This window comes from Pseudonocardia sp. OZ21 (assembly GCF_059359135.1).
In genome coordinates, this window is the sequence record NZ_JCADBN010000004.1 from 599,888 (window position 1) to 611,937 (window position 12,050).

Genomic DNA, 12,050 nt, shown 5'->3' on the forward strand with positions numbered 1-12,050 from the left:
GTGCTTGGATCTCCGGACCGCACGTTTGCAGAAAGGTCTGCGATGAGCACGCCCCAGGGCCCCATGACCCCGCAAGGCACCCCACCCGGGGAACCCGCGGAGAAACCGGCATGGGGCCAGCAGCCGCCCGGCGGGTGGGGGCAGGCACAGCAGGACGTCGAGCTGGATCCGGACGAGACCGGCGCCGTGCCCACCCAGGTGGGCCTCGAGCACGATCCGCCGCCGAGGCCTGCCGAGTTCGACAAGTCCCGTCAGCACACCGAGACCCGGTCCGGGAAGTCCCGCCAGCACCAGCAGCAGACCGAGACCCTGCCGGCGATGCCACCACTCGGCAGGCCACCGCAACAGTCGCCTGCCCCGGGCCGGGCACCTCAGCCACTCCAGGCTCCCCAGGCGCCCCAGCAGGGCCAGCCACCTCAGCCGAGCCAGGCGCCGAAACTGCCCCAGCTGCCGCAGCACGGGCTGCCGCTGGGACAGCCCACGGCCGGCGTGCCGCTCTTCGGCCAGGCACCCCAGCCGAGCCAGCCGCCCTACGCGCAGCCGTCGTTCGGTCGGCCCCAGCAGGCCCCCGGCCAGCAGTACAGCCAGCCGGGGCAGGGTCCCGCCCCGTTCGGTTCGCCCGGCTGGGGACTCAGCCAGCAACCCACCCAGCAGTTCCCGGGGCAGCCGCAGGGCCCTCCGCAGCAGCGGGGTCCGCAGGCTCCGGCGCGGCGGAGCAGCGTCAAACGCCTGCTCCCGCTCGTCCTCGGTGGCGTCGCGGTCGTCGCGGTCGTCGCGCTGCTGGGCTTCGTGGCGCCGGGCTTCTTCGTCACCCGCGTCTTCGACCCCGTCGCCCTCCAGAACGGCGTGCAGCACGTCCTCACGCAGAACTACCACATGGACGTCGCCGGAGTGCGCTGCGCCGAGGGGATCCGCGTCGACGAGGGCACCAGGTTCGAGTGCGACGCCACGGTCGACGGCGCCTCGGTGAGGGTCCCGATCATCGTCACGGGGTCGGACGGTTCCTACGAGGTGGGGCGTCCCACCTAGTCAGCGGTCGGGGAAGATCGGGCAGCATCACACCCCGTGACCCACGACGTCCGCTTCCTGGAAACTGATCAGGTGCGCTCTGCGCACAGCCTCTTCGCCGCCACCATCCACCGGGGCCCGGTCGAGGACGAGCGGTGGTCCCGGGTCGCCCCGTCCTACAGCCCCGGCCGCACGATCGGCGTCCACCACGGCAGCACGCTGGTCGGTACGGCGACGTCGTTCCCCAGCGAGCTCGTGGTGCCCGGCGGCGCCGTGCTCCCCATGGCGGCGGTCACGCGGGTCGGGGTACGGCCCGACCACACCCGCCGTGGTCTGTTGTCGGCCATGATGCGGGCGCTGCTCGACGACGTGGCAGCTCGTGGTGAGCCGGTGGCGACCCTGCGCGCCAGCGAGGCGCGGATCTACGGGCGGTTCGGCTACGGCGTGGCCACCCGGGGCCGGGACATCGTGGTGCGGGCCACGCGTCCGGCGTGGCGGCCCGGAGCGCCCCAGGGCGGAGCCGTGCGGCTGCTCGACCGCGACGAGATCCTCCCGACGCTGCAGAAGGTGCACGAGGTCATCGCGCTCACCCGGACCGGGAGCATGACCCGGCGCGACAGCTGGTGGTGGAGCTCGATCGGGCGCCGGGTCGAGGACCGCGAGCCCGTCCTCGCGGCCGTGCACACCGGTGTCCACGGCGACGACGGCTTCGCGGTGGCGTTCCGCGGGGAGTCCCACAGCTTCACCGAGCAGACCCTGGAGCTCGCGGACCTGCACGCCGCGGACGTGGAGGCGACGGCCGGGCTCTGGCGCTTCCTGCTCGACGTCGACCTGGTCGGCTCCGTGCAGGCCGAGCTGCGGCCGCTCGACGAGCCCCTCGAGCTGTTGCTCGCCGACCCGCGCGCCTGCGCCGTCGCCGGCCACCACGACGAGACCTGGCTCCGGCTCGTGGATGTGCCCGTGGCGCTCGCCGCGCGGTCCTACGGCGCAGCGGACCCGGTGCTGATCGCCGTGCACGACCCGCTGCTGGAGAAGAACACGGGCGTCTACCGGATCGCGGGTGGCAGCGCGGAACGCGTCGGGCCGCTCGGCGGACCGGTGACCCCCCAGCTGGAGTGCGATGTCGCGGCTCTGGCGATGGCCTACCTCGGGGACCGCATCCCCTCGGAGCTCGTTGCCACCGGCTGGTGGCAGGCACCCGATGCGGCCGCGGTCCCGCACGCCGACGCCGCGTTCGCCACCACCGTGTCGCCGTGGTGCGGCACCTACTTCTGACGGTGCCCGCTTCGACGGCCCGGCCACTCGCCGCCGCAGGCGAGGAGCGCCGCCCTCAGGCGTTCTTCGCCAGCGCGGTGCAGAGCCGGTCCACCGAGCTCTCCACGCCCCAGCGCTTCGCCAGCGCGGCCAGGCGGTCCGGGTCGGCAGGCGTGCGGGGAAGGGTGTCGGACCGGTCGAGCTGCACCGGGGCGTCCCGCGCCACGCGCACCACGGGCTCCACCACAGCAAGGTACGGCGCCGCGGCCGCCAGCTTGGCGCGCACGGGCGGCGCCAGCCGCGTGTCCGCCCGATCGGTGACGGCGGCCCGCAGCTCGGCCCACGAGCCGAACCGGCCCACGAGCGTGGCCGCCGTCTTCGCCCCGACCCCGGGCACCCCGGGCAGCCCGTCGGAAGGATCACCCCGCAACATCGCCATCTCGGCGTAGGCCTCACCCGCCCGGTCGGCAGGCACCCCGTACTTCGCGGCCACCTCCACGGGCCCCAGGTGCTCGGCCTTCGCCAGGCCCCGGCCGACGTACAGCAGCCGGACCGGGACGGGCTCGTCGCGCACGATCTGCATGAGGTCGCGGTCACCGCTCACCGCCAGCACCGGGTCCTTCCGCTCACCCGCGGCGAGCGTGCCGATCACGTCGTCGGCCTCGTAACCCTCGGCGCCCCCGGTGGCGATGCCGGCCGCGGCGAGCACTTCGAGCAGGACCGGGACCTGCGGCGCGAGGGTGTCGGGCACCTCCTCCGGCAGCCCGGCGGGGGCCACCTCGGGCTCGCCGGGCACCCGGTGCGCCTTGTACGACGGCAACGCCTCCACCCGGAACGCGGGGCGCCAGTCCAGGTCGAGACACGCGACGAGCCGGGTGGGCCGCCGCTCGGTGACCAGCCGCGCGACCATGTCGGTGAAGCCGCGCACGGCGTTGATCGGGGTGCCGTCCGGCGAGGTGATGGACTCGGGCACGCCGTAGTAAGCCCGGAAGTACAGGCTCGCGGCATCCAGCAGCATCAAGGAGGGCGCAGGCGCGGTCACGCTGCCACAGCATGCCGGAATACGCTGCTCACCATGACACCGGCCGTTCCGATCGCGCTGCTCGCCGACCGCATCCGCCGCGCCGGAGAGATGGCGGCGACCCACGACACCGACCTGCTACTCGTCACACCGGGCACCGATCTGCGCTACCTGATCGGCGCGGACGGGGAGTCCCACGAGCGTCTGACCTGCCTCGTTCTGCCTGCCGCCGGCCATCGCGCGCCCCCCGCGCTGGTCGTTCCCCGGCTCGAAGCGCCGGGGTACGCGGGGCTGCCGCTCGACGAGCTGGGCGTGGAGATCGTCACCTGGGTGGACGGCGACGATCCCTACCTGCTGGTCAGCGACCTCGCAGGCGGGCCGAGACGGGTCGGCGTGGTCGACTCGATGACCGCCGCCCACGTCTTCGGCCTGCGCGACGCGTTCCCGGAGGTGGTCCAGGAGCTCGCCGGGCCGGTGCTGCGGGAGCTGCGGATGCGCAAGGACACGGCCGAGGTGGCGGAGCTGCGGGCGGCAGGCGCCGCGATCGACCGGGTGCACGCCCGGATGGCCGAGTTCCTCAAGCCGGGCCGCACCGAGGAGCAGGTGGCCGCCGACATCGCCGCGGCGATCGTCGACGAGGGCCACACGACGGCGGCCTTCGTGATCGTCGGTTCCGGGCCGAACGGGGCCAGCCCGCACCACGACGTGTCCGACCGGGTGATCGAGGACGGTGACGTCGTCGTGATCGACATCGGCGGCCCGCTGCCCAGCGGCTACAACTCCGACTGCACGCGCACGTACGCCGTGGGCAGCGCCCCCGCGGCGTCGGTGCAGGAGGCCTACGCCGTGCTCCAGGACGCCCAGGAGCGGGCCGTCGCCGCAGCCCGGCCGGGTGCCACCGCCGAGCAGGTGGACGCCGCCGCCCGGCAGCCGATCGCGGCAGCGGGGCTGGGCGAACGGTTCCTGCACCGCACCGGGCACGGCATCGGCCTCGACGTGCACGAGGAGCCCTACATCGTGGGGGGCAACGCGCTCCCGCTGGAGCCGGGGATGGCGTTCAGCGTGGAGCCCGGTGTCTACCTCGACGGCGAGTGGGGCGCCCGCATCGAGGACATCGTGGTGCTCACCGACGACGGCTGCGAGCGGCTCAACACCCGTCCCCGCGACCTCGTGGTGCTCTGAGCGGTGCTTCTCTGACCGGGCCGGCCGGGCCCACCGGGCCCCGGCCGGCCCCTCAGGCCCCCGGAACGGCCGCCGGCGGGGCGGGCTCCAGGCGGTCGCGGCCGTCGGCCCCCGCGACACACGAGGCCGTGGTGTCGCCCGCGCGCACGAAGTCGCCGAGGCAGCGCCCGATCTCCGCGTGCGCCGCCGCCGTGGGATGGAACGACTCCTGGGCGAGATGGAACCCGATCGCGTCGAGGCCGCCGTGGACCAGCGCGTCCGGGTCCACGGTGATCCGGCGTTGCCACTCCTCGGAGTACAGGGCGTGGCTGCAGGCCTCGCGGCCCTCGGTGGCGCGCACCAGGTCGAGGAACCGGGCACCGGTGCGTTCCGCGACGCCGGCGATGGTGGCCGACAGGGCGGGGAACAGGACCGTGCGGCCCCAGCCGGCGTCCGCCCGGCTGTAGGGACAGCCCTGCGCGGCCTGCACCGGCACCATCCGGTCAGTGATCGGCGCGGCGTAGGACGCGAGCACGAGCTCGTAGCCGCCGTCGGCATAGCCGGCGCGCCGCATGGCCTCCCGCACGTCGCGCACGGCCGCCTCGACCTTCCCGCCGGTGGCTGCCATCCGCTCGGGCACCTGGGGCCCGATGGTGTCGCGGCACGGTGGCTGACGGGGATCGACCAACGCCCGGATGCAGGCGATGCCGGTGGCCGTGAGCGCCGCGTCGTCGTTGGCCCCGACCTGCAGGACGACCGTGGTGACCCGGTAGCGGCCCGCGACCTCGGTGAGCCGCTGCGCCTGCGACCCCTCGGTGTTGTGGGTGCCGCCGAAGGCCACCGCCGCGGAGTCGGCACCCGAGCAGGCCAGGTTGATCGACTCCCCGGGCAGCCCGGTGCGGTGGATGTAGGCGTGGGCGGAGCGATGGCACCAGTCGCCTCCCTCCCCACGGGTTCCTGCCTCGTAGTCGCCCGCCCCGTCGCCCGACGCGGCGCTGTCGCCCAGCGCGACGACCGCTTCCGGCCGCGTGTCGGCGGCCGCTGACGGTGCCGGACCCAGGAGCGCGGCGACGACGAGCAGGGCGACCGCGCTCGCCGCAGCGAGCGCCGGGACCGGGTGACGCAGGAAGCGGATCACGTGAACGACGCTAGGTCGCAGGATGCACCCCGGCCAGAGCGTTCCTCGGTCGTGTGGACAACCGGCGGCGGTCCGCCCGGACGGCGTACTCGGCGCTTCACCCTGGGCGAATGCCGTCCGCCTTACGGGGGTACCTCCGGGATAACTCAGGGCCGTCTCCGGGCAGTCACCGAGTCCGACGCCTCCGCCCCGGCGGAGACTTGATCAGTAGCGGCGAGATTCGCCGCACCTGGAAGGAGCCCCTCGTGGCATCGACCCTGACCCGACCGCAGCACGGGAAGGTCATCGCCGGCGTCTGTGCCGGACTCGCCGAGCGCTTCGGCTGGAGCCCGTTCGCCGTCCGGCTGCTGTTCCTGCTGTCGTGCCTGCTGCCCGGCCCGCAGTTCGTGGCCTACATCGTGCTGTGGGTGATCATGCCCAAGCGTCCGTACTGATCCGTCTGATCCGTGCGGTAGACAGGGCGGGTGACGCGCACCCTGCTGCTCGGCGCCCGGGTCCTCGGTCCCGGCGGCGCGGTGGACGCCGCTGAGGCCGTGGAGATCAGTGCCGACCGGATCAGCTTCGTCGGTACCGCGGCGCAGGCCCGGGAGCGGACGCGCAGCGGTGACGTCCACGTGCTCGAGCTCGACGGCGCCGTCGTCACTCCGGCGTTCGTCGACGCCCACGTGCACGCCACGGCCACCGGCCTGCTGGTCGACGGCGTCGACCTCACCGGCTGCTCGTCACCCGGTGCGCTGCTCGATGCGGTCGCCTGCCGGGCGGCGGCCCGGCCGGGGGCACTGGTCTGGGGCCACGGCTGGCAGGACCAGCACTGGTCGGAACCGCTGCCGTCGCGGGCGGAGCTCGACCGTGCCGCCGGCGGCGCCCCGGTGTACCTGAGCCGGATCGACGTGCACTCCGCGCTCGTGTCGTCCGCGTTGCTCGACCGCGCTCCGGGCGCGGTCGGAGCACCGGGTTGGTCCGACGGCCCGCTGTCCGCCGAGGCGCACCACCACGCCCGGCGGGCGGCGCTGGCCGCGGTGGACAGCACCGGGCGCTCCGCCGCGCAGACCGCATTCCTCGCGGCGGCCGCCGCCCGCGGGGTCGCCGTGGTTCACGAGTGCGCAGGCCCGGACATCTCGTCGGTCGACGACCTGGCCGAACTGCTCCACAGGCCGGGACCCGAGGTGGTCGCATACTGGGGCGAGGCGGTGACCACGGCGGAGCAGGCGCGGGAGCTGCTCGCCGCCACCGGGGCCCGTGGTCTGGCGGGCGACCTGTTCGTCGACGGCTCGATCGGCTCCCGTACCGCCGCGTTGAGAGCGGCCTACGCCGACGCGGACGGCGGCACCGGCAACCGCTACCTCGACGCCGACGCGGTGGGTGCTCACGTCGCGGCCTGCACGGTCGCGGGGGTGCAGGCCGGCTTCCACGTGATCGGGGACGCCGCCGCGGACGTGCTGCTCGCCGGCCTCGACGCTGCGGCCGCGCTCACCTCGACCGCCGCGGTGCGCGCCGCCGTCCACCGCGTCGAGCACCTCGAGATGGTGGAGCCCGGCCAGGCCGGGCGGCTGGCCGAGCTGGGGGTCGTGGCCAGCGTGCAGCCCGCCTTCGACGCCTGCTGGGGTGGCCCCACCGGGATGTACGCCGACCGGCTCGGTGCCGGTCGGGCGGCGGGGATGAACCCCTTCGCCGCGCTCCGCGACGCCGGGGTCGTGCTCGCTCTCGGTTCGGACACCCCGGTCACCCCGCTCGACCCGTGGGCGGGCGTGCACGCCGCGGTCCATCACCGCACCCCCGGGTCGGGGCTGCGGTGGCAGGAGGCCGTGGCCGCACACACCGTCGGCGGGTACCGGGCCACGGGCGACCGCTCCGCACTGGCCGGCCTGCTGGTGCCCGGGGCCCCGGCGTCCTACGCCGTGTGGGACGGAGCCCAGGACGGTGTCGCCCACCCGGCGCGTTGCCTGCGCACCGCCCACCGAGGGGTGGTGCTGCACGACGCCCTCCCGGGTGTGGGAGCATTCGCGCCATGACGGACCGGACGGGCTTCGCGGGTGTGTCCCGCTGCTGTCCGGGGTGTTGTCGCTGTTGTCGCTGTCGCAGCTGACGTTTCGCCCGGTTCCCGTCCATCCGGCCGCCTCCGCGGCCCGCACAGTCTGTGATCACACACGTGACCGCATCTTCCGATCTGCGTGGGCACACCGTCCTCGTGCTGCACGCCCACCCCGACGACGAGGCGATCTTCACCGGCATCACGCTGCGCCGCCTGGCTGACGCGGGTGCCCGCACCGTTCTCGTCGTCGCCACCGCCGGTGAGCTCGGGGAGTCGCGCCTGCCGCTGCGCCCCGGCGAGACCATCCCCGAGCGGCGCCTCGCGGAGCTCGAGCAGGCCGCCGAGCTGCTCGGGGTGTCCCGGCTGGTGCTGCTCGGCAAGCGCGACTCCGGCCTGCCGGGCTGGGCGGCGGGAGAGCACGCGCGGGCGCTCACCGCCGCCGACCCGCTGCAGCTGGCCCGGCGCGTCGCCGAGATCGCCGACGACGAGGGCGCCGGCACGATCGTCCACGACGACGAGCACGGCATCTACGGGCATCCCGACCATCGCGCGGCGTTCCGGATCGGAGCCACGGCCGCCGAGCTCGTGGGGGCCACGGGCTACCGGGTGACCGTCGACCGCGAGCACCTGCACGTCACGGCCCGGGACGGACACCTGGTGCACGGTGCCGCCCGTGCCGCCGCGGTGCCGTTCGGCCGGGCCACCGCGGAGATCGGGCTCGCCGTGTCGGGCTCTGCCGAGCACCTGGCGTGCAAGCGGGCGGCGATGGTCGCCCACGAGTCGCAGATCGATCCCGCGGAGGTCCCGGCCGAGGACTTCGCGGCCGCCTACGGCTTCGAGTGGTACCGCCGCAGCGGCGGGCCCGGCCTGCTCGACGCGCTGGGCAACGTGCATCTGCTCGCCCGCGTGCCCGTCTGACCGGTTCGACGTCAGGTCCCGGGCGCCCGATCACCGCTGATCACCGCGCTCACACAGGCGCGCCGTACGCTCCTCCCGTGGCCGTACCCACCGCCAGCCCCGTCGCATCCGAGCCGGGGCCGCCCTCCGTGCCCAGCGGGCGTCGCCGCCCGTGGCCCGCGCTCGCTCTCCGGTTCGTCGCCGCGGGCGGAGGCGGCCTGCTGCTCTACGCCAGCTTCCCGCCCCGGACCCTCTGGTGGCTGGCGCTGCCGGCGTTCGCGCTCCTGGGGGCGGCGCTGCACGGGCGGGGCATCCGCGCGGGGTTCGGGTGGGGCTTCGTGTTCGCGCTCGGGTTCCTGCTGCCCCTGCTCACCTGGATCGGCACGCTCGTCGGCCCGCTGCCCTGGGTGGCGCTGTGCGTGTTCGAGGCGCTCTTCATCGGGCTGGCCGGGTCCGGGATGGCGCTGGTGTCGCGGCTGCCCGCCGCTCCGCTCTGGGCCGCGGCGGTGTGGATCGGCGGCGAGGCGCTGCGGGCCAGGGTGCCGTTCGGCGGGATGCCGTGGGGGAAGATCGGGTTCGGCCAGCCCGACGGACCGCTGCTGCCGCTGGCCGCGATCGGCGGGGAGCCGCTGCTGGCCTTCGCCACCGCGCTGGCCGGGCTGGCGCTCGGCGAGCTGGTGCGCAGGCTCGTGCTGCGCCGCGGCGACCTGCGCCGCTCGCCGGCCGAACTCGTCGCACCAGCCGCGATCGTCGTGCTCACGCTCGTGGCCGGCCCGCTGGCGGCGTTCGTGCCCGCCACTCCCGGGGCACCGGACCGGACGGTCACGATCGCGGCCATCCAGGGGAACGTGCCCCGCCTCGGCCTGGACTTCAACTCCCAGCGTCGCGCCGTGCTCGACAACCACGTCAAGGTCACCGAGCAGCTCGCCGCCGACGTCGCGGCCGGCCGCAAGCCCCAGCCGGACCTGGTGATCTGGCCGGAGAACTCCAGCGACATCGACCCCCTCCAGAACCCCGACGCGGCCGCCCGGATCGACAGGGCGGCCAGCGCCATCAAGGCCCCGATCCTGGTCGGCGCGGTTCTGCACAACCCCGACGGCCTCACCACCAGCAACTCCGCGCTCGTGTGGGAGCCCGGCGTCGGGGTGGTCGAGCGCAACGACAAGCGCAAGGTGCAGCCCTTCGGCGAGTACATCCCGTGGCGCAACTTCTGGCGGCACTTCTCGTCCTACGTCGACCGTGCCGGGAACTTCGTGCCGGGAAACGGGCCGGGGGCGGTCGACATGGCGGGCGTGCGCGTCGGGGTCGCGATCTGCTGGGAGATCGCGTTCGACGACCTGGTCGACGACAGTATCGACGCGGGTGCCACCGTGCTCGCCGTGCCGAGCAACAACGCCACCTTCGGGCTGACGGAGATGACCTACCAACAGCTGGCCATCTCGCGGATCCGCGCCGTGGAGCACGACCGTCCGGTGATCGTCGCCACCACGAGCGGAGTGAGCGCCACGATCGCTCCCGACGGCACCGTCACGGCCAGCACCCGACAGTTCACCCCCGACGTACTGGTCGATCGAACCACTCTCAAGGACACCACTACGCTGGCTACTCGATTGCGGGCCGTACCCGAGTGGGTCCTGGTCGCGTTGGGAGTGGTGGCGGTCGGTGTCGGGTTCGTGACTCGGCGTCGAACGGGCACGCGTGCGGGGAAGGACGAGAATGGCTGAGCCGACGGTTCCGGTGCTGGTGGTGATCCCGACCTACGAGGAGCGGGACAACCTGGAGCCGGTGCTGTCGCGGCTCCACGCCGCCGTGCCGACGGCGCACGTCCTCGTGGTGGACGACGCGAGCCCGGACGGCACCGGCGAGCTGGCCGACAAGCTGGCCGCCGAGGACCCACGGATCCAGGTGCTGCACCGCGAGGCCAAGGCCGGGCTGGGTGCCGCCTACCTCGCCGGGTTCGGGGTGGCGCTGCAGGGCGAGTACCAGATGGTCGTCGAGATGGACGCCGACGGATCGCACGCCCCGGAGGACCTCCCGGCCCTGCTGGCCGCCCTCGACGACGCCGACGTCGTGCTGGGATCGCGTTACGTCGCCGGTGGGGCGGTGTCCAACTGGCCGGCGCATCGGGAGTGGCTGTCGCGAGGGGGCAACCTCTACTCGCGCCTCGCGCTGGGCGTCTCGCTGCAGGACATCACCGGCGGGTACCGGGTGTTCCGGCGCCAGGTGCTGGAGGAGCTGGACCTCGACGAGGTGTCGTCGCAGGGCTACTGCTTCCAGGTCGACATGGCGTGGCGCGCGGTGCAGGCCGGGTTCCGGGTGCGCGAGGTCCCGATCACCTTCACCGAGCGCGAGCGCGGCGTGTCCAAGATGAGCGGCGCCATCGTGGCCGAGGCGTTCTGGCGTGTGACGTGCTGGGGGGCCAACCGGTTCCTGCACCGTTCCCCGGGGCGCGACGACGCGGTGAGCGACGGCGCGGTACGTGCATGAGTGAGGCTCGCGAGGAGCTGACCTGGGAACGGTTCGGCACGGCCTCGCGGGAGCTGGCCGAGCTGGTCGCGGCCGACGGCTACGAGCCCGACATCATCCTGTCGATCGCGCGGGGCGGGCTGTTCGTGGCGGGTGCGCTGGGCTACGCCCTCGACGTCAAGAACCTGCATCTCGCCAACGTCGAGTTCTACACGGGGGTGAACGAGCGGCTGCCCGTGCCGATCCTGCTGCCGCCGGTGCCCAACGTGGTGGACCTGTCCGGGTCCACCGTGCTCGTGGCCGACGACGTCGCCGACACCGGCGCCACCCTCAAGCTCGTGCGCGACTTCTGCGCCGGGCACGTGGCCGACGTGCGCTGCGCCGTGGTGTACGAGAAGCCGCAGAGCACGGTGTCGTGCGAGTACGTGTGGAAGCGCACCGACCGGTGGATCAACTTCCCGTGGTCGACGCAGCCCCCGGTGGTGCGGCGCGCGGCCGGGGCGGTCGGGCAGTAGCGGTCCGGACACGACGAAGCCGGGCCGCCCGATGGGCGACCCGGCTCCGAGGACGTGCGGTCAGGCGATCTCGCGACGGCGCTCGGCCAGCAGTTCGAGGCGCTCGTTGAGCAGCACCTCCAGCTCGGCCACCGACCGGCGCTCGAGCAGCATGTCCCAGTGGGTGCGCGGGGGCTTGACCTTCTTCTGCTCGGGCTCGTTGCCATCGACGAGCCTCGAGATGCTGCCGTGGAGTCGGCACTCCCACGTCGCCGGTGCCTCCGCGTCGTTGGCGAAGGGCACTTCGAAGTCGTGCCCCCGCGGGCACGCGTAGCGCATCGACTGCCGCGGTGCGAGGTCGTGGTTGCGGTCGGTCTCGTAGCTGACAGCCCCGAGCCGGCTGCCACGGAGCACGCGGTCGGCCATGCGTCATCCTCCCGTTCACGGCCCAAGGGAGCCTCCCTCGGGCATTTCCACCGGGTGTAACGTCTGCGGAGCAGCCGTCTGTTCCCGCCATCGGAGCGGTCTCATCAGGTGTCGTTGTCGCATGACAGACACCAGACGTTTCGCGCCCCGACC

12 protein-coding genes are annotated in these 12,050 nt (G+C 73.9%); 9 read left to right on the top strand and 3 right to left on the bottom strand.

Translation table 11 applies throughout. The features are described 5' to 3' along the window. Positions 1-42: 42 nt before the first annotated feature. On the top strand, positions 43-1,029 hold the full coding sequence (locus AC5L35_RS12825) for a DUF4333 domain-containing protein (protein WP_495059790.1): 987 nt from the start codon (positions 43-45) through the stop codon (positions 1,027-1,029). 36 nt (positions 1,030-1,065) lie between these two features. Then, complete coding sequence (locus AC5L35_RS12830) at positions 1,066-2,283, top strand: GNAT family N-acetyltransferase (protein ID WP_495059791.1); 1,218 nt, start codon at positions 1,066-1,068, stop codon at positions 2,281-2,283. A gap of 55 nt (positions 2,284-2,338) precedes the next feature. Here AC5L35_RS12830 and AC5L35_RS12835 read toward each other — a convergent pair whose 3' ends face one another. Next, positions 2,339-3,280 (bottom strand): 5'-3' exonuclease, encoded by a 942-nt coding sequence (locus tag AC5L35_RS12835; RefSeq protein WP_495059859.1) that lies wholly within the window; start codon positions 3,278-3,280, stop codon positions 2,339-2,341. Between the two features lie 57 nt (positions 3,281-3,337). Here AC5L35_RS12835 and AC5L35_RS12840 point away from each other — a divergent pair, with 57 nt between their 5' ends. Next, positions 3,338-4,465, top strand: a complete 1,128-nt coding sequence (locus AC5L35_RS12840) for a M24 family metallopeptidase (RefSeq protein ID WP_495059792.1) — start codon at positions 3,338-3,340, stop codon at positions 4,463-4,465. Positions 4,466-4,517: 52 nt separating this feature from the next. Here the strand turns inward: AC5L35_RS12840 and AC5L35_RS12845 are convergent, their stop codons facing one another. Further along, the gene (locus AC5L35_RS12845; RefSeq protein WP_495059793.1) at positions 4,518-5,582 is read right to left on the bottom strand and encodes a GDSL-type esterase/lipase family protein; all 1,065 of its coding nucleotides are present in this window, start codon (positions 5,580-5,582) and stop codon (positions 4,518-4,520) included. A 245-nt stretch (positions 5,583-5,827) separates the two neighbouring features. Here AC5L35_RS12845 and AC5L35_RS12850 point away from each other — a divergent pair, with 245 nt between their 5' ends. The 6 genes from AC5L35_RS12850 to AC5L35_RS12875 all read left to right on the top strand — a co-directional run bounded on the left by AC5L35_RS12850 (position 5,828) and on the right by AC5L35_RS12875 (position 11,492). Then, entirely contained in the window at positions 5,828-6,016 is a 189-nt protein-coding gene (locus AC5L35_RS12850; RefSeq protein WP_495059794.1) for a PspC domain-containing protein, read from the top strand. A gap of 30 nt (positions 6,017-6,046) precedes the next feature. Then, positions 6,047-7,594 (top strand): amidohydrolase, encoded by a 1,548-nt coding sequence (locus AC5L35_RS12855; protein WP_495059795.1) that lies wholly within the window; start codon positions 6,047-6,049, stop codon positions 7,592-7,594. Between the two features lie 137 nt (positions 7,595-7,731). Continuing rightward, positions 7,732-8,532, top strand: a complete 801-nt coding sequence (locus tag AC5L35_RS12860; RefSeq protein ID WP_495059796.1) for a PIG-L deacetylase family protein — start codon at positions 7,732-7,734, stop codon at positions 8,530-8,532. A 77-nt stretch (positions 8,533-8,609) separates the two neighbouring features. Continuing rightward, entirely contained in the window at positions 8,610-10,235 is a 1,626-nt protein-coding gene (lnt, locus tag AC5L35_RS12865; RefSeq protein WP_495059797.1) for an apolipoprotein N-acyltransferase, read from the top strand. Beyond that, the gene (locus tag AC5L35_RS12870; RefSeq protein WP_495059798.1) at positions 10,228-10,998 is read left to right on the top strand and encodes a polyprenol monophosphomannose synthase; all 771 of its coding nucleotides are present in this window, start codon (positions 10,228-10,230) and stop codon (positions 10,996-10,998) included. The genes lnt and AC5L35_RS12870 overlap by 8 nt, the downstream gene beginning before the upstream one ends. Further along, the gene (locus tag AC5L35_RS12875; RefSeq protein ID WP_495059799.1) at positions 10,995-11,492 is read left to right on the top strand and encodes a phosphoribosyltransferase; all 498 of its coding nucleotides are present in this window, start codon (positions 10,995-10,997) and stop codon (positions 11,490-11,492) included. The genes AC5L35_RS12870 and AC5L35_RS12875 overlap by 4 nt, the downstream gene beginning before the upstream one ends. Positions 11,493-11,552: 60 nt before the next feature. Here the strand turns inward: AC5L35_RS12875 and AC5L35_RS12880 are convergent, their stop codons facing one another. After that, the gene (locus AC5L35_RS12880; protein ID WP_169395738.1) at positions 11,553-11,897 is read right to left on the bottom strand and encodes an RNA polymerase-binding protein RbpA; all 345 of its coding nucleotides are present in this window, start codon (positions 11,895-11,897) and stop codon (positions 11,553-11,555) included. Positions 11,898-12,050 lie beyond the last annotated feature (153 nt).